16 protein-coding genes are annotated in these 18780 nt (G+C 39.9%); 6 read left to right on the top strand and 10 right to left on the bottom strand.

Annotated elements, in window-relative coordinates; all coding sequences use genetic code 11:
- Positions 1–46: 46 nt before the first annotated feature.
- Positions 47–721 (bottom strand): vWA domain-containing protein, encoded by a 675-nt coding sequence (locus AACX33_RS05965; RefSeq protein WP_193997085.1) that lies wholly within the window; start codon positions 719–721, stop codon positions 47–49.
- 576 nt (positions 722–1297) lie between these two features.
- Between AACX33_RS05965 and AACX33_RS05970 the strand changes: the two genes are divergently transcribed.
- Entirely contained in the window at positions 1298–2683 is a 1386-nt protein-coding gene (locus AACX33_RS05970; RefSeq protein ID WP_193997084.1) for a response regulator, read from the top strand.
- A 351-nt stretch (positions 2684–3034) separates the two neighbouring features.
- On the opposite strand, the gene AACX33_RS05975 is transcribed toward AACX33_RS05970, so the two are convergent.
- Positions 3035–4183 (bottom strand): AI-2E family transporter, encoded by a 1149-nt coding sequence (locus AACX33_RS05975; RefSeq protein WP_193997083.1) that lies wholly within the window; start codon positions 4181–4183, stop codon positions 3035–3037.
- Positions 4184–4239: 56 nt separating this feature from the next.
- Complete coding sequence (locus AACX33_RS05980) at positions 4240–4434, bottom strand: hypothetical protein (RefSeq protein WP_193997082.1); 195 nt, start codon at positions 4432–4434, stop codon at positions 4240–4242.
- A 332-nt stretch (positions 4435–4766) separates the two neighbouring features.
- On the opposite strand from AACX33_RS05980, the gene ftsH reads away from it, so the two are divergent.
- A complete protein-coding gene (gene ftsH / locus AACX33_RS05985) occupies positions 4767–6710 on the top strand; it encodes an ATP-dependent zinc metalloprotease FtsH (RefSeq protein ID WP_193997081.1) in 1944 nt (647 codons plus the stop codon).
- Between the two features lie 87 nt (positions 6711–6797).
- On the opposite strand, the gene AACX33_RS05990 is transcribed toward ftsH, so the two are convergent.
- The gene (locus AACX33_RS05990) at positions 6798–6989 is read right to left on the bottom strand and encodes a DUF2795 domain-containing protein (protein ID WP_193997080.1); all 192 of its coding nucleotides are present in this window, start codon (positions 6987–6989) and stop codon (positions 6798–6800) included.
- A 220-nt stretch (positions 6990–7209) separates the two neighbouring features.
- The gene (locus AACX33_RS05995; protein WP_193997079.1) at positions 7210–8973 is read right to left on the bottom strand and encodes a WD40 repeat domain-containing protein; all 1764 of its coding nucleotides are present in this window, start codon (positions 8971–8973) and stop codon (positions 7210–7212) included.
- 372 nt (positions 8974–9345) lie between these two features.
- Here AACX33_RS05995 and AACX33_RS06000 point away from each other — a divergent pair, with 372 nt between their 5' ends.
- Positions 9346–10023 (top strand): SDR family oxidoreductase, encoded by a 678-nt coding sequence (locus AACX33_RS06000; protein ID WP_193997078.1) that lies wholly within the window; start codon positions 9346–9348, stop codon positions 10021–10023.
- Between the two features lie 90 nt (positions 10024–10113).
- Here AACX33_RS06000 and AACX33_RS06005 read toward each other — a convergent pair whose 3' ends face one another.
- The 3 genes from AACX33_RS06005 to AACX33_RS06015 form a co-directional block, all read right to left on the bottom strand.
- Positions 10114–11289, bottom strand: coding sequence for a pyridoxal phosphate-dependent aminotransferase (locus AACX33_RS06005; protein ID WP_193997077.1), 1176 nt, complete (start codon positions 11287–11289; stop codon positions 10114–10116).
- A gap of 63 nt (positions 11290–11352) precedes the next feature.
- Entirely contained in the window at positions 11353–12732 is a 1380-nt protein-coding gene (locus AACX33_RS06010) for a cytochrome P450 (RefSeq protein WP_193997076.1), read from the bottom strand.
- 80 nt (positions 12733–12812) lie between these two features.
- A complete protein-coding gene (locus AACX33_RS06015; protein ID WP_193997526.1) occupies positions 12813–13238 on the bottom strand; it encodes a hypothetical protein in 426 nt (141 codons plus the stop codon).
- Positions 13239–13487: 249 nt separating this feature from the next.
- On the opposite strand from AACX33_RS06015, the gene petN reads away from it, so the two are divergent.
- From petN to AACX33_RS06030, 3 genes are all read left to right on the top strand, one after another.
- Positions 13488–13577, top strand: a complete 90-nt coding sequence (petN, locus tag AACX33_RS06020) for a cytochrome b6-f complex subunit PetN (protein WP_006195543.1) — start codon at positions 13488–13490, stop codon at positions 13575–13577.
- A gap of 7 nt (positions 13578–13584) precedes the next feature.
- Positions 13585–13746 (top strand): hypothetical protein, encoded by a 162-nt coding sequence (locus AACX33_RS06025; RefSeq protein WP_193997075.1) that lies wholly within the window; start codon positions 13585–13587, stop codon positions 13744–13746.
- A gap of 161 nt (positions 13747–13907) precedes the next feature.
- Entirely contained in the window at positions 13908–16967 is a 3060-nt protein-coding gene (locus tag AACX33_RS06030) for a GAF domain-containing protein (protein ID WP_193997074.1), read from the top strand.
- Positions 16968–17059: 92 nt separating this feature from the next.
- Here the strand turns inward: AACX33_RS06030 and AACX33_RS06035 are convergent, their stop codons facing one another.
- The gene (locus AACX33_RS06035; RefSeq protein WP_193997073.1) at positions 17060–18154 is read right to left on the bottom strand and encodes a hypothetical protein; all 1095 of its coding nucleotides are present in this window, start codon (positions 18152–18154) and stop codon (positions 17060–17062) included.
- Positions 18151–18669, bottom strand: coding sequence for a DUF4365 domain-containing protein (locus AACX33_RS06040; RefSeq protein WP_227788878.1), 519 nt, complete (start codon positions 18667–18669; stop codon positions 18151–18153). The genes AACX33_RS06035 and AACX33_RS06040 overlap by 4 nt, the downstream gene beginning before the upstream one ends.
- Between the last annotated feature and the right edge of the window lie 111 nt (positions 18670–18780).

Here is an 18780-nt window from a genome sequence, read left to right on the forward strand (position 1 = left end):
TTTTTCAAGTCCGCTAGCTTTGTGAGTTTAAGCCGCGCTCAAGCTCTTAAAGAGTCCCCCAGCCAATGGGTGGTAGTGCTACCTGTTCATCTACCTGGGAATGGGAAACTGCTGACATACTAGCTGACAACCAAACAAACATCTCAATAAAGTTAAGTCCTTTGAGTTTGAGCGGAGTCCGCACAGCTAATTGATTTAAGCGCATCATGTTAGCGTTTTCTACCCCGACTGTGAAGAATGCGACTCGTTTATTGGCTTCATCTCCTTGCAGTCGTTGCGCTGCTTGCTCTATGAGATCATCTAATTCACCCTGTGGTTCTCCATCTGTAATCATGAATACCCAAGGACGATAGTAAGCAATACCATTGGCTCGATATAGGGATTTACGCTCTTGCACCATGTCTAATGCTTTATGAATTCCCGCCCCCATTGTCGTTAATCCCTGTGCTGTCAAGATTGGCGGGTTAAATTGATCGGCTGTCACAAAGTCTTGGACTATGTTGACATTACTATCAAAAGTGATGATCGCCACTTCCACCCTTCTGGCTGCCAAGGAATTTTTCACTAATTCATCCTTTAAACTCAGCAAGCCCTGATTTAAAGCCTCTATGGGATCTCCTTGCATTGAGCCAGATGTGTCCAGCAACAGCACACAAGGGCAACGTGGTTCAGGATTTTCAGCAAATTCAACTATTTCATCGAGTTTTAAGGTATCGTGCATAACTTTTTTCGTTATGTTATAGTCCAAGGCTTTATTTTCCTTTTTTCAAAGTATATAGTTGACTTTCCGGAGTCTACAACACTAAACATAAATGTTTAGCGCTAATTAGTGCAATCTTTATGAAACAGATAGTTTTGACTAAATTATCTATATATAGCATTTTTGAATGAAGACGTGCCTAATTAGCTTGATAATCAAGGCTGGGTTTATGAGCCTGTAGCGTTCATTTCTATGGACGAATAAATCGCAACTTCAAAGATAATTGAATTCTAGATTTATTTCAGGAAATCTTAATGTTAAAAGTCATTTTTTCCGATAAAGACAATTTACATCGAGAGCAGAAAATTCAACTGGTGTAAGCATAATATTTTGTGCCTAAAGTTGCCTAAAAAATATTTTTCCACAGTAGCCATGACAAAGTTTAACAAAATATTTAAATTATAAATATTTTGGTTTTTCTTATATAAATACACCCTGATTGATAATATCTTAATTAAATCAACATTAAAATATTTGATTTAATGAGAGTTGAATTTTAGCTATATTCTGTATAATGTCTCAAAAATACTCCCAAATATGAATACTTTTGGCACTTTCAGAACCCTAAGTCCTCAGAGTCTGTTAAGACACTTATCTAGTTGCTATGATACTACAAGTTTACAAGCTTTTAGTAAATTAGTTACCTGGGCAATTTACTTAAATCAAGGTAAGATAATTTACGCTACTCATTCCGTAGAGCCGTTTGATCGGCTAGAACGCCATCTGCATCGCCTTAGCGATCAAATTCCACCGCTTACTAGTGAAATTCGTGTCCAATTACGCTTAATTTTTGAACCAGACTTACACAATCAGTTCATAGAAGATGATAGTGATCTCAATCATCAACCTGCTGATTATCAAGCTATTCACTGGCTGATTAATCAAGGCTATTTGAATACGCAACAAGCAACATTGCTGCTTCAAGAATTAGTTACAGAAGTAGTCGAATCATTTTTGTTAATTAAATCTGGTCATTTTGCATTAAGCCATTCCCAGCCAAAAGTATCAGAAGTATGCAGACTGGATGTCGGAAAAGTTATAGAACGTTGTCAAATCCAATTAGATAATTGGCGAATTTTAACACCTTATATCTCTTCACCTTATCAACGTCCATATCTGTTGATTAATAACATAGTCCACAATCAAACTTTTACATCTCTCCAGGCAAATCTAATTAACTGGATGAAGGGGTTCAGTCTACGTCATCTGGCGATGATGATGAATCAAGATGAAATTGAACTAGCTAAAACACTATACCCTTACATTATTAAAGGCGAAGTTATATTACATGAACCAGATCCACCTTTTGATCAATTACCGAGAAATGTGGAAAAGTTGTCATTATCTTCTAGTTATTCCAGAGAATTACTGCAAACAAATTTAGTAGCTATACCAGTAGAGACAAGTAATAATACAATTGAATCTTACGCGGACAATTCTGTAGAGCAATTCCCGGATATTTCTGATCATGCAAGAGAAAATATTCAGGGCTTAACAATATCAAATAACATAAATCCTCCGGCTGAAAGAGTAATGGCTGCTACCATAACCCCCAAAAAAGTTTATAAAATTGTTTCTGTGGATGATAGTCCCACAATTCTCAAGGAAATTAGCCGTTTTTTAGAAGGGGAAACTTTTTTTGTCGTCGCAATTAATAATCCACTAAAAGCTGTAATGTCGATTATTCGACACCAACCAGATTTGATTTTACTGGATCTGAATATGGCTGGAATTGACGGTTATGAGTTGTGCCGACTTATCCGAAATAATCCGATATTTCAAAATACTCCGGTTATTTTTGTCACGGGTTATAAGGGAATTATTGATAGGGTAAAAGCGAGATTAGTCGGAGCCACTGGATATTTGACGAAACCTTTTACACGTGTTGAGTTACTAAAAATTGTCTTCAAAAACTTGACTTGAGTGATTTTGAATTTCACGCAGAGGCGCAATTCAGAAGCAAATACAGCATATTTCATTTGAGAAAAGTACACTAGGGCGGGCAAGATGCCCACCCCACAAGAGCTTTAATATAAAATTCGTACTTCATTTATCTGCAACCTGCTATATGTGGTCTAAATACATGAAAACTGCTGTAAATTAACGCCTAATACCAATTATTTGTGAGGCTGCATATTATTTCGACCCTACCCCTAATCCCTCCGGTGCAAGCGAGGAGGGGAACTGGATTTTTGGTTAAATTCTATTTATGCATCTTTATATTAAGTTGGTATAAGTCTGCCAAAAAAAGCAAAAAGAGAAATAAATGAGTAATTATTCTTGTTGTGGCAAAATATCATCAATGTTTGGCTGTTGCTCGTCATCTGGAGTTTCTGTCTTCCAATCATTATCTGAGATGGAAGATTGAGAAATTATGACTAACTCAGTTTCTTGGGGGGGGATTTTTCCCCATTCATCTAGAACATCTTTAATCAATACTTCTTGCAGCCAAATCTTAGCAACCACTGTTAAGGGGAGGGCTAAGAATAATCCTAAAAAGCCAAAGAAGGTAACGAAAAATAGTTGGCAAATTAAGGTTACAGCAGGTAGGAGTGAAACTCGATTTGCCATGATAGTGGGAGTCACTAAATTGGCATCAATCTGTTGAATCACAAAATAGAGCAGTAAGACAAGCAGAGGTTTCCAGGGGCTATCCAATAAGGCGATCGCCATTGCTGGTATTAGACTCAATGTCGGTCCTAAGTTAGGTATTAAGTTGAGAAAGCCGGCTAAAATTCCTAAAGCTAGGGCGGCTTTCACACCCAAAAATGATAAGCCAATCACACTAGATATTCCCACTACACTCGTAGCAATGAACGCACCTGTGATCCATCCCTCCAATGAAAGTTCGCATTGATCTAAAATTCCATTGATTCTTGTGCGATAAAATGAGGGGAACAGTCGAATAAATAATCGGCGATAAGCTTGAGGATCGGCTAAAAACATCCCTGTTAATACCAGGACTAGTAAAATCTTGAGTAAAACTTCTAAAGAGCCTGAAACAAAGGCAAAAGAGTTTTCTACTATCTGGTTCAGAAAAGGTTTGGCTTCTGAAATCAGGTTATTAACATTAGGAATGTAAGGACGCAAAGATACAGGAACTAGAGTTTCTAAGTGTAATAACCAAGTATTAAAGCGATCAAATCCTTGGGGAACTCGATAAGTTAGTTCTTGAAACTGCTGTGCAAAAGGCGGCACAATCAGCCAGAAAAAACATACTATACCTGCGAAGAAAAGAACCACCGACAGGACAACAGCGAAGCCACGTTTTACGCCTAAGCGTTGAATTCGTTTGGCGAGCCGATTTAAGGTGGAAGCTAAGACAACTGCGGCAAATATTAGCAACAATACCTGTCGAATTTGCCATAAGATATATAAAGAAAGAACTATGGCGATTAAGCCGATCCATTGACCAAGGTTCACAGGCTGCCCCCCAGCTGTGTAATTGAGATTAGGTTAGCTGATTTTAGCAATTTATACTAATTTTGTTTCTGTGCTGACTGAAATCTCCAAAATAAAGCGATCGCGACAATGACATTCGGTAACAAAACTATAATTAGCGCATTAGCATCTGTTGCGGCTATGGATAACATCGGCCCTACATACTTAATCAATACAGACAGCAGACCCGAAAGCACAAGCAATTTCACTACAAATCCTAAATTATTTTTCATCACAGTACGGCAATACACATTTTTCTGTGGGGTATACCCGATCTTAGGCTACTGACTTTAGTTTCTAGAATAGACCTATACAGACACAAACTTTGAGATCGATACTGCTAAATTCGCTACTTTGTTAAGTTTTTTGTTGCGTCCAGTGCTGAGAAGAATGATCTCAATTCCCCGCACCTGCTTAATTTGCCACTTCTATATGCCTGGGGATGAGGGAAAATTTAGGAACTGATACGGCACTTTGCTAGTGAGTGTAGTACTTCAAAAGATAATTAACTACAGATGAATACAGATGAAAACTGATAATTGACTAATTTGGAGGGTATATTTAAATGCCTGTAGAAACTAATAATTATCCCAAAAAACCCAACAAATCGCCGCAAACTAGGCAGTTTGGCGGTGGTTTACTGATTCTGTTAAGTTTTTTATTACTGCTGAATTTGGTTGTTCCCAGTTTGTTTGGGCAGCGACAAGCCCAAGTCCCCTACAGTGACTTTATTACTCAGGTACAAAATAATCAAGTTGAGCAAGCGGTTGTGGGTAGCGATCGCATTCAATATACCATCAAAACCCAAACTCCTGAAGGCGAAACGGTGAAACAAGTGTTTACCACTACGCCAGTAGCTCTAGATTTAGATTTGCCCAAAATTCTCCGTGAGCATGATGTCCAGTTTACTGCACCACCTCCATCGGAAAATGCTTGGATTGCTACTTTACTTAGCTGGGTTATCCCACCGTTAATTTTCTTTACTATTTGGGGCTTTTTAATCAATCGTCAAGGTGGTGGACCGGCGGCGCTCACTGTAGGTAAAAGCAAAGCCCGCATCTATTCTGAAGGCATTACGGGTGTAAAATTTAGTGATGTGGCTGGTGTCGATGAAGCTAAAGCCGAACTCGAAGAAATCATTGATTTTCTCAAAAATGCGGGTAAATACACCAGACTGGGGGCAAAAATTCCCAAAGGTGTCTTGCTAGTAGGACCGCCAGGAACGGGTAAAACCATGCTGGCTAAAGCTGTAGCGGGTGAAGCTGGTGTTCCCTTTTTCAGCATTTCTGGTTCAGAATTTATTGAGTTATTCGTGGGTGTAGGTGCTTCACGAGTTCGAGACTTGTTTGACCAAGCCAAACAGCAAGCTCCCTGTATTGTCTTTATTGACGAATTAGATGCACTGGGTAAGTCTCGCGGTGGTGCTGGGCCGATGATGGGCGGTAACGATGAACGCGAACAAACTCTCAACCAGCTACTCAGCGAAATGGATGGTTTTGACGCTAACACAGGGGTGATAATTATCGCCGCTACTAACCGTCCTGAAGTCATTGACCCGGCTTTAAGTCGTCCTGGACGATTTGACCGTCAAGTTGTGGTAGACCGCCCTGATAAAAGCGGTCGTGAAGCTATTCTCAATGTCCATGCTAAAAATGTCAAATTAGCTCAAGATGTTAATTTGTCAACGATTGCGGCGAGAACTCCGGGTTTTGCGGGTGCAGATTTAGCTAACTTGGTGAATGAAGCGGCATTATTGGCAGCTCGACAAAATCGGCAAGCTGTGATTATGGCAGATTTTAATGAAGCTATTGAGCGCTTGGTGGCTGGTTTAGAAAAACGCTCTCGTGTGTTGAATGAACTGGAAAAGAAGACTGTAGCTTATCACGAAGTTGGTCACGCAATCATCGGTGCGTTAATGCCTGGGGCTGGTAAGGTGGAAAAAATCTCTGTTGTCCCTCGTGGTGTGGGTGCTTTGGGTTATACAATTCAGATGCCAGAAGAAGACCGTTTCTTGATGATAGAAGACGAAATTCGCGGCCGGATTGCGACTTTATTGGGTGGACGTTCTGCGGAAGAAATTGTTTTTGGCAAGGTTTCCACTGGTGCGGCTGATGATATCCAGAAGGCGACTGATTTGGCAGAACGAGCGATTACCATTTATGGAATGAGCGAAAAGTTGGGGACTGTGGCTTTTGAGAAGATTCAACAGCATTTTCTCGAAGGTTACACAAATCCTCGCCGCAGTATTAGTCCCAAGGTGGCTGAGGAAATTGACCGGGAAGTGAAGCTGACGCTGGATAATGCTCATCACATAGCTTTGAGTATTTTGCATTATAACCGCGAGTTGCTAGAGGAAACTGCACAAGCATTGTTGGAGAAAGAAATTCTCGAAGGTGCTAAGTTGCGCGAATGTCTCAACCAAGTGCAAGCACCAAATGAACTGGATGAGTGGTTACGGACTGGTCAGTTATCGGAGGATAAACCATTGATGCAATCACTGCTGGTGTAACAATTTTAGATGAAATTGATTAGCGATCGCCCATTTTCAGAGCGATCGCTTTTTTAAAGTTTATAGTCTTGCCTACTAATTCAGGAATTATTTAACTTGACCAAAGGCGTGTTCTACATCTGCCATGTTGTTATATTCCTGGTCTGGCATTTGTTGGAGGATGTCGATAATCTCTTTGTTAGCTTTTTTTTCTCTGGCATGGTTGACTAAATCTTCTTTGTTTGCCGGAAAATCTATGCCACTGAGGCTTCTGGAAATATCAACTGCTGAGACTGCCATAACTTAACCTCTATTAGTTGGTTGTATCTAGGCTATTGGCGATCGCTATCTCTCATTCTCTACCTACGGATGTATCTTAAGTATCAAAATTTTTGTGATTTCATATACATCAAAACTGAAATGCTTTCACCTGACCGGGAAAACAAGACTTCCGAATTCAAAATTCAAAATTCAAAATTCAAAATCCAAAATCCAAAATCCAAAATCCAAAATTCTCTAATCAGCTTCTCTGCCAAATTTTAATGGTTTTATCCAAACTGGCAGAAACTAACATTTCACCGGAATCTGTAAAGGCTAGGGCTGTAACTGTATGGCTATGACCAGTAAAAGTAGCCAGCAACTCACCTGTTTCTAGATACCACAATTTGATGGTTTGATCGGCACTAGCACTAGCAATAATTTGTTCGTCAGGACTCAGGGCGATCGCATATACTTTATCTCTATGGCCTTTCAGGGTACGAATTAATTTCCCTGTTTCTAAGTGCCAAATTTTAATCGTTTGATCCCAGCTACCACTGACTAGCAGTTTACCATCGGCACTGATCGCCAGAGAAGACACGATGTGAGAATGTCCGGTGAGAGTGTGTAATGGTTCTGAATCTGGGAGAAGTTTCCCCTGGGTGGGTTGTAAAGTCCGCCAAACTTTGATTTTGCGATAGCAACCGACAACCACAGTGTCGCTATCTGGACTCAGAACTAAGGAATGAGCTGCTGTATCATCTAAGGATAATGCGATCGCTACCTGACGTTGCATCAAATCCCAAAACAAAACTCTTCGATCATCTCCAGCCGTTGCCAACATCAGTCCATCTGGTGTAAAAGCCACACACCTAACCGTACCATTATGCTTGTGCAGGATATCAATCAAATCCAGTGCGCCTACGTGCCAAAGCTTAATTGTCGAATCTGCGCCACCACTAACTAAAGTTTGTCCATCTGAACTAAAAGCTAAAGAATTTACTTCATCTATCTGCCCAGACATCACCCAAGGATACTCTGATAAAGTCTCGATTAATTCACCCTTGCTTAAATCCCATAGCTTCGTTTCCCCACGACTACCACTAGCCAAGATAGGCGAATTTTTGCCATTGTTAGACCTAGAACTAAAAGCTAAACAATTAATTCCTCTAGTGTGGCCTTTCAATGTTTGCCAGCATTCCCAATCACCAATGACTTCCTTTTGGGGATGTTCTGGTGGCAAAGTTTGAATTGTTTCTGCCATCCTCTTTTGATCAACTAATAGCTGTGGCTCTTTTTTAGTAATTAATGATTCTAAATACCAACTTAATCCCCCTGCATACAACAAATTGCTGGGATAAAAATCCAATTTTGATTCTGTAAATTCAATTTGGTTTGTTGGTAAAAATCCAGAAATTATAGCGTGCTTTTGGTAACAGTTTCCACTGCTGAATGGATGAAGTAAACACAGAAAAACTAACACTTGATAATTTTTTAAATCATCTTGACTAACTAACCACTTAATTTTATTTTTCTTAATACTGTTAACACTTTCTCCATCAACTGCGTAAACTTGAATATTCAACTTGGGATTATCAGCCAGCAAGTAAGTAAATTTGCTCTGTCCGCGTAAATTTCCTTCATCATCTAACACCATATTTTCTACGGTGTCTTTTGAAAAGTGTTTGACTAACTTACCCAGACATTCAGTCATTACCAAACTCACAATTTGCTCTCGCAAAAGATAATCTTCTGCTTGCTGCTGAAAGTATTGAGGAAAAGGAGTCACCCAGTCAGGCGGTTCTGGATATTCAGGTGGTATAGGCGGCGGATTTTTAGCGACTATTTCGGCTTTTTGACGGGAAATTTCGATTAATTTCAGTAATTCCTCACCTGAGAATACTATTCTCTCACTGTGGCATCCTTTAACTTGACTTTCCAGCAAAGTTAAATCGTAAGTTTTAGGTTTTTTCACACGTTGAAGAAAGTCAGCTTGTTGAGCTTTTAGTAAGCTAATCCAATCCATTTGCATTCGGTGTGGCACAATAATATTGCATACTTAGGGTAAGCTATACCAACGCAGTTACTCAAGATATAACCAGAAAAACAAGAGCCTGTTTTCCTAGCAATAGTAGGGTGGGTTAGGACATTAGTCCGTAACCCACCATTATCCTTAAGTTTATGGTGGGTTACGCTGCGCTAACCCACCCTACAATTTTTGGGTAATTTATTTTTTGGTGTTCCCTTACTCAAGATATAACCCGAAAAACAAGAGCCTGTTTTCCTAGAAACAGTTTTACAGCAGTTTGCACCTAAAACTGGAAAAATTGCGGAATACAACTCATTTTCTCATCAATTCATTTAAGCTAAAGTAATTAATTGATCACTCAAAATTTCTATGACAAGTGCATCTTACATTTTTCTCGCAGGCGCAAGTCGTGGTGTTGGTCGAGAAATTGCTAAATGTTTAACCACAGAAAAACTCCAGGTCAAAGCACTGCTGAGAAGCGAAGCTGCTGTGAGTGAATTAGAATCAATAGGCATTCAACCTGTAATGGGAGATGCTTTAAATGTCAGCGATGTCGAACGTGCAATACTTGTAGATGAGTCTATCCATACAGTTATTAGTACCATTGGCGGTTTACCTTCAGAAGGTGAAAGGGCTGATTACCTCGGTAACAAAAATCTCATTGATGCCGCAGTTAAAGCTGGAGTCCAAAGGTTTATTTTGGTTTCTTCCATTGGTACTGGAAATAGTGCGGGGGCTTTACCTCCTCAAGCTTTAGCAACACTGGGGCCTGTGTTAATTGAAAAAGACAAGGCTGAACAACACTTAATTGCTAGTGGACTCATTTATACAATTATTCGTCCTGGTGGATTGAAATCGGCAGCAGCAACAGGTAATGGGATTTTAACTGAAGATCCCCGAATTGTTGGCACTATTCATCGGACAGATGTCGCCCAGTTAGTTTGTAGCTGTTTAAATTCTCAGCGTTCTCACAATAAAATCTTGTCCGCAGTAGACAAAAATATGTTGGCTGGGGAACCAGAGTTTGTAGAATTTAGCTTAGATTAATCGGGTATGGGGTATTGGGGGAATTTTTTCTTAGGGATTTAACGAACCACAGAGACACAGAGAACACAGAGAAACTTCTTTCCCCACTCCCTACTCCTCATTTTCCACTAGAACCTGTAAGCCTTGTACTAATCTTTCTATACCTGCTTTGGCTGTATCTTTTTGCAGCGCACCATAGGCAACCCGCAGATAACATCCATCTTTCATCCCAAAGGTTGTACCCGGAATGACTGCTACTTGATGTTCCTGAATCAACCTTTTAACTAATTCAAAGGCATCCATCTGAGTTTGAACTTTGAGGAAAAAATAAAATGCGCCATTGGCAGGGGCTATGCTACATAAACCTTTGAGGCGTTTTAGGGAATCGATGACTATTTCTCGGACTTGAGCAATTGCACCTATATTTTCCTGTAAATATTCTGGCTTGGCTTGTAATGCTCCTAACGCTGCATACTGAGAAACAACTGGCGGACAAATCAAAATTGTATCTTGAATTTTTTTGACGGCGATAAACAAGTGTTGCGGAATTACCATATAGCCAATCCGCCAACTAGCAAAACCATAGGCTTTGGAAAGGCTATAAAGGGAAATAGTGTACTCTCTACTACCACTGAATGCCCCAGGGGAAATGTGTTTGACCCCGTTGTAGGTAAAGTATTCATAGGCTTCATCGCTAATGTGGTAAATGCCATGAGTTCCACAGATTTGATTTACCTGTTGTAATGCCGCTGCGGAATAGACAACACCGGTGGGATTATTGGGGGAAATGGTGACTATAGCCCGTGTTTTTGGGGTAATTGCTTGGGCGATCGCTTGTGGACGCAGTTGATAATTTTCATCGGTTGCTACCAATACTGCACGACAACTCGCCATAGCGATCGCCATTTCATGATTGAAATAGTAAGGTGTATTCAGGATAATTTCATCACCTGGGGAAGTAATCGCCAAAATAGCATTCATAAACGCCATATTGCTTCCCGCAGTCACCACAATGCAGTTATCTTGATTAATCACAATCCCGTTGAAGGTTTGCAACTTTGCCGCCAGCGCTGCCAATAATGGGGGAATTCCCTCAACAGCTTTGTATAAATTATTAGAAGATTCCGCTAAGAATTGGGGTAGAAGTTCAATGGCTTCTGGCGGTGGGTTGTATGAAACAACACCCTGTCCTAAAGAAATCGTGCCGGGAGAATTTTTAATTAATTCCCCAACCACAGGAATGATTGGCGACTGTACCGCCTGCATACGGGAGGTTAGGGATTTCATAGAAAATTAGGATATTTTGGTGATTATCCTATCACAAATTGGTTATTTGCTCCTTTTCTGAGTCTAATTCGTGACCATACTCAGAGGAGATTTTTGAGGTCGCTTACCTGTGATTACCATATTCACGCCACGACCAGGTGCCAGGGTAATACCTCGACGGCGGGGGACTTCTGGTTGCTCATCAGCCAATGCGAGTTGATACTTTGACAAGATGGTTGCCAATACAAGCTTCATTTCAAATATCGCTAAAGCCTCGCCCATACAGCGACGCACACCGCCACCAAAGGGGATAAATTCATAGGCAGAAAATTGACGTTCGAGAAAACGCTCTGGTTTAAACTGCTGAGGTTCTGGGTATAAATCTTCACGGTGGTGAATCAGATAGATACAGCCAGCTACTGCTGTACCCGGTTCTAAAGAATATCCTAAGAGTTCCACAGGTTCTTCTACTATTCTCGGAAACGTCAACATAGCCACGGGATAAATCCGCAAAGTTTCATTACAAACAGCTGTCAGATAAGGTAACCGGAAAATACTCATGGGGTCTGGTGAATCCCCAAGGGTATCCAGTTCTTGCAGCAGTTTTTCTCGGACTTCGGGGTGTTTTTGAATCAAATATAATCCCCAAGCTATTGCTGTAGCTGTGGTTTCATATCCAGCCAACAACAGAGTCATCAACTCATCACGTAACTCCTGATCTGTCATGGGGTTACCGGCTTCATCTTCTGCTGACATGAGTAAGGAAAGGATATCAATTCGATTTTCAGGGTTCTGCTGGCGGCGTTCCGCAATTTCAGCGTAAATTATCTGATCGAGTTTCTGTCTATCTCTTAAAAACTTGCCCCAAGGACTCCAAGCGCCTAAATCCTTTTGCAGGAAGGGAAAAAATAAAAAACTAGAAGTAAAAGGTGAGCGAAATAGATCCGCTATCAATAGCAGTTGTGTTCTCAGTTGTTGGCTGCGTTCTCCCTCAAACACACCGAAAACAGTCTGTAAGATCACTTGCAAGGAAATGTCTTGTGTAGCGTTGCGAGTAGAGAAGGGTTGATCTGTGGGTAATTGACTCCAGACCGTTTCTGTAATCTGAGTAATTAACTCACCATAACTTCGCATCCGATCGCCATGAAAAGATGGCATGACTAATTGTCGCCGTTTTCTGTGGCGATCGCCATCTAGCATAAAAGTTGAATAGTTTCCCACTAAGGGGTGCAAAAGTTTATTCTCTTTACCAGCAGCAAAAAACGTCTTACGATCATTGGTTAAAATTTCTTGCACCGCCTGGGGATGGTTCACAAATACCAATTCCTTACCAAAACCAACCACACGAGTTATGAAAATGTCAGGATATTGTTGGGCTGCTTTTTCCATGTAGCTTACAGGATTAGCCACCCACTGTAACTGCTGGAGAAAAGAGGGCGTTTTCAGAGGATTGGGTGCCACCATGAGAATTTTGCTCCCGAAATTGTTACTATTTCAGTCTATCTGTTCTCATTTACCAGCTTAATCACTCCTTTGGCTCAACTTCAGTTTCGAGATGCAAAAGGTTTGATCCAGCCAATTTGGATTGCGGTATCGAGTGCGATCGCCCCCATTGCAAACCACAAAACACTCTCCCCAGCCAGCACCAAATCAGCTAACATGGCACTACCACAATCTATCTGGGTTAAGCCGCGCACTAACCCAAAAGCCAATACACCCCCTGATTTGAGTTGAGGATTTTGATCAGTGCGGATGACATAGCGATAGGTGACACCAAATAACAAGCCAGAAAAACCCGCAATTCCCCCACTCAGCCACCAATGCCAATTCATCTCCATTTGCAGACTGGCGAGTCTGGGAAAATACTTTGCCAACACCAGACTATTCACCAAACTGGTCATCAGGAAAGCCAGAGACACAGACAAACCCCCCATTATTCCCGCCTTGAGGGATTCTAGCCGTTCCGTCATCAATTGAATCTCTGTCGTTTCGTTCACTTTGGATCTATGCGGAACACCATTTATTGCTAAAAATACGCCTAATTAGCCAGCCAATACAGCTTTATGAGTCAGGCTGTAGCATTGCTGAATGTGGGCGAATAAAAAGCAGCCTCACGGAGAATGGGTATAATAAATTAAAACCATCCTTGAAGAATCAACCGCTCTTTCCCATTATGATGGGTATTAGAGACGTTTTGTAATTATTTAGAAAGTAAGACTATGGCAACTTTGACACTGGGTTGGGTATCACTCTTGGTTGTGTTTACTTGGTCAATTGCAATGGTAGTTTGGGGACGTAACGGACTATAGGGGAACCGTGGAAAATCCATTCCTGAATATTTTGGCTTTACTAGCCTTATTGCTGCTAGTATCCGTCACTGGCGGCGTTGGTTATTTGACGTTGGCAGATTGGCGCGATCGCCGTCGCCGAGAAGACGAAAAACGCGAAATCCGACGCAGCTCTCCCAAACGCCGATAATTTACTCACAGTTGAAAAATGTTTTTGTAGGGACGTGATATTATCATGTTCCTACAAAGCTACAAGATAAAAATTTTACTGGTTAAAATAGCACTGAGTATGGAAAAGCTCAGATACAGCCAATACGACCGAATCTTAGACAACAACAGAAGAAGTCTGACATGACATTGCCTCTATCTCACAGCGACAAGCAGAAAGCCCTATCTGGAGTCATTTCCCGCATTCGTGAGTCTCTGGATATAGATACCATTTTTAAAACCACAGTCACTGAAGTCCGCCAACTTTTAAATACTGACCGAGTGGGGGTAATTCGTTTTTATCCAGAGTTGGGATGGGAAGGGGAATTAATCTATGAGGATGTGGCTCAAGGATGGACTTCGGCATTAACGACTAAAGTCCATGACCACTGCTTTCCGGCGGAGTTTGCTCGACTGTATCAGCAAGGTCGAATTAAAGTCATGGCTGATATCTATGAAACTGGTATGAGTGATTGCCATATCCAGATGCTAGAAGCCTTTCAAGTACGTGCCAACATAGCATCTCCTTTGATCAAGGGTCCAAATTTATGGGGATTGCTGTGTATTCATCAGTGTAGTGGACCTCGGCAATGGAACACATCAGAAATCGAGTTTGTCCAACTGATTGCAGAACATCTGGGCGTGGCTTTGCAGCAAGCAGATTACTTAGAACAAGTAAAAATCCAATCAGCACAACTAGCAGAAGCAAAAGCCAGAGAAAAAGCCGCAGAATGGCAGAAAACCATCGCCATCACCATCGAAAAAATTCGTCAAACTCTTGACCTGAAAAGTATTTTCCACACCAGTACAGCCGAATTACGGCGGTTGTTAAATGCTGACCGTGTAGCCATCTATCGCTTCCATCCAGATTGGAGTGGTGAATTTGCCTTTGAATCTGTGGGAGAAGGCTGGTCTTCCCTGATGGATGAGCAATTACTGCAACCAAAATTAAATGAAAATATTAGTGAATGTAGCGTCAAAAATTTAACTAAAATTCCAGAAATAGATACTTACTTACAAGATACAGCAGGTGGTAACTTTACTAGAGGTGTAGTCTATCGTATTTGTAATGATATTTACAATGCAGGTTTTAGCGACTGTTACATTCAAGTCTTAGAGAGTTATCAGGCAAAAGCTTATGTGATCATGGCTATTTACCAAGGTCAAAAACTCTGGGGCTTGTTAGCAGTCTACCAAAACACAGGAACTCGTTATTGGCAAGAAGATGAAGTCTATTTGCTCACCCAAGTTGGGACTCAACTCGGTGTAGCTTTGCAGCAAGCAGAATTTTTGCAACAAATGCAAACCCAAGCTGCACAAATCAGCAAAACTGCGGAAAGGCAAAAGGCGCTGGCGAACACGATCGAAAAAATCCGCCAATCTCTGGATATTAACACCATCTTTCAAACCACAACTCAAGAAGTTCTGCGGTTATTAGAAGTAGAACGAGTCGCGATTTATCGGTTTTACCCTGACCGGAATGGTGAATTTGTCGCTGATTCCATTGTTGATGGTCAGACCCCAAAAATTCAGATCCAACCTTTAACCGAAAGTGTTCTTTTCTTCAATAACCAAGGAAAGAAGTCCCCGCACCATGAAGTTTTTGTCCCCATTTCTCAAGGCGAGGAACTTTGGGGATTGTTAGTAGCTTATCAAAACTCCCAGCCCCGTTATTGGCAAGATGAAGAAATCAATTTGCTGGCACAAGTTGGTGTACAACTGGGGGTAGCATTACAGCAAGCCGAGTCTTTACAACAGGTAAAAAAGCAAGCCGAAAAACTGGCTAAAGCTGCCAAAAAAGAACGCAAAGCAGCACAAAGAGAAAAGGCTTTAGCTGTAACGGTGGAAAAAATTCGTCAGTCGTTGGAGATTGACACCATCTTTAAAGCTGCTACTCAAGAAGTTCAACGGCTATTAGAAGTTGATCGCGTCACCATCTATCGCTTCAATTCAGATTGGAGTGGCGAATTTGTCGCTGAATCATTAGCGCCTAGTTTAACATCAGTGCCAGGGATTTTGCCGATGATTGCAGATGACTATTTGCAATCAACCCAAGGGTCAGACTTTGCTAATGGTAAAGTGTTAGTGATTCCAGATATTGAGCAGATCAATCATACTATCAGTCAGATTCCCCTAACTACGCCCATATTAGTCAGAGCATTGATGATAGTGCCAATTTTTCAAGGCGATCAACTTTGGGGATTGTTAGCTGCATATAACATCAAACCTCGTAACTGGCAAGAGGAAGAGAAAAATTTGCTAGTACAGATTGGTAATCAATTAGGGGTAGGTATTCAGCAAGCAGAATTACTGGAACAGACTCAACGGCAAAAAGCAGCGATCGCACAAACTCTCAAAGAATTGAAAAAAGCTCAAAGCCAGTTAATTCAAAGTGAGAAAATGGCAGGCTTAGGACAGTTAGTGGCTGGGATAGCACATGAAATTAATAATCCCATTACCTTCATTTACGGTAACGTAAATTATGTTAATGAACATACTAAAAATTTATTGCAATTACTGAATCTTTACGAGCAACAGTATCCCGAAGCCACAGGCGAAATTCAAAAAAAAGCCGCAGATTTAGATTTAAATTTCATTGTTGATGACTTGCCGAAAATTCTGAATTCCATGATTATGGGAACAAATCGGATTTCTCAATTAGTTGTGTCTTTGCGGAGTTTTTCTCGCCTCGATGAATCAGAAATGAAGCCTGTTGATATTCATGAAGGCATTGATAGCACGCTCTTAATTTTAAAACATCGCCTGCAACCACCGGGTAATTCGTTTGCTGTGGAAGTAGTTAAAGAATATGGTGATTTACCGCCAGTGCTATGTTATGCAGCCCAGATGAATCAGGTATTTATGAATATCATAAATAATGCGATAGATTCCTTGGAAGATGCAGTAGCAAATGGCACAGTAACTGCACCGCCTCAAATTTGTATTTGTACAGAAGTGATCGCCCAGAAGAGGATTTTAATTAGGATTTTCGATAATGGTTGTGGTGTTCCTGAAAATGTGCGATCGCACATTTTTGAACCTTTCTTTACTACCAAGCAACCTGGTAAAGGTACGGGCTTAGGGCTATCTATTAGTTATCAAATTGTTGTAGAAAAACACGGTGGTAAAATCGAGTGTGTTTCCGAATATGGTAACGGTTGTGAGTTCTGGCTAGAAATTCCCATAAAACAGTCAGTTCGTTAAGGAAAGTCAGGCGATACCTGCGGTTAGCTATGCTAACGCTTTTTTAACGCACCAGAGAGGCACAGAGAACACGGAGAGAAGAAGAATTTCAATCATCGATGCCAGTATAATAAATCAATTATTGTATATTCAGTTTTTTCCTCTCCTGTTGCAGGATTTATCGAAGATATTTCTTGAATTGTGGCGCTGTATAATCTTCCTATAGTTAATTCTACATCTTTGTTATTTACTATATTACTATTAGCCTTACCAATATATCTTTTCTGGTCTTCAAAAGCTTCTATCTCAAGATTATTTGTATTCTTATTAGCTGCAATTAATTGCCCATTTATCGTGTATTCAGAAGGCTCCTCAACTTCCATTTTATTTATAAAATCTATAGTTGCGATTACATTTTCAAAATCTAACACTGCCCTATCACCTTTTTGTGGATTAACTGAACCCCAATTAAAATATAAATTAGCTTCTGAGTTTATTAAAGACATCAAAAACTTCCTATATCTAGAGGCTGATCTTTTTTTAAGCCTATTTAAATATTCTTTCAACATTCCTTTGTCAACAGTATTACTAAACTTTATAAGTTGAATAAAAGTTTCGGTAACTCTTTCTGCTAGTGGTGGTTCAAGTAAATTTAATTGTTGTGGATGTGGAGCTAACGCTAGCTTTATACCAAAAGAACCTTGAAAGGTTTCAAATACGGAAATTTCCGTTTTTTCAGTAATTTCTTTTTTAATTCTTCCATTTTCGGAAATTATACCTGATTCAGATTGACCAACAGCATCGAATAATTCTTGGAGAGATGTTAAAACAGTACCTATTTTTTTTGCTGGTATTTGTTTCTTACTTTCTTCATACAAAAATTTAAATTTCAAAATTAATATTTCTCGTTGTTTTTCTATGGCTATATCTTTAACATTTCTGACTACATTAATTATTTCTGACAATGGCCTTTGTTCAAAAAATTCAAGAGTCTTAAAAACTTCATATATACGGTCATCAAAATCTGGAAGATTTGTATCTAACGGAAGTAAAATAGAAAATTTTTTATGATTTTTTGTTTTTGTCCAAATAGATGCTCTGCTATCAATTTTTGTCTCTTCTATCCAGCCATTATTAGCAAGATATTCAACGACAGAGATAGGTTCTATGGACTCTAATGTAGCCAAATATTCTTTAGGTAAATTCATAAATCTTCTCGCAGGTCTATTTTACTCATAATTAATGAAAGAGCAGAGGGCGTAAATAAATTTGTGCGTGGTATATCTATTGTGATAGTAGTAGTATTATTAGTAATGGGTCTTCCTTTAAGAGAAATCCAGTATCCACATTTTTTCATTAAAGTTTCTTCTTCTGATATGTTCATCCAGCCATTCACATCAGCAGGGACTAAAACAACAATTAATAACTGGGGAGTTAATGGGTTTTCATGCCTTAATTTTTGATAATTTTTAATTTCTAGAGGAAACTTAATATAGCTACTATGAAAAATATTTTGTGAAGCAGTACATTTTACTTGTGCATCAAATTTAGGAAATAATGTTTCACCGATTTCGCCAGGTACTTCAATAGTTACATCCACTCCAGCATTATCCATAGCTCTTCGCTTGAGTTCAACCGTATATCCCGCAACCGAAGCAACTGCTTGTATATACGCATAACTAAATTCTTCCTTTTGTGTATTCCTGTCCATTGATAAAGTCATATTTAACACAATTATTTAGGATAAATTACTTTAACCTATTTGTATAAAATTTTCAAATTTTGAGATTTAAAATTTTTTATACAGATAAGAGTCAGTTAATAGAAAAAATAT

The sequence above is a fragment of the Nodularia sp. LEGE 04288 genome (genome assembly GCF_963896525.1).
GTDB lineage: Bacteria > Cyanobacteriota > Cyanobacteriia > Cyanobacteriales > Nostocaceae > Nodularia.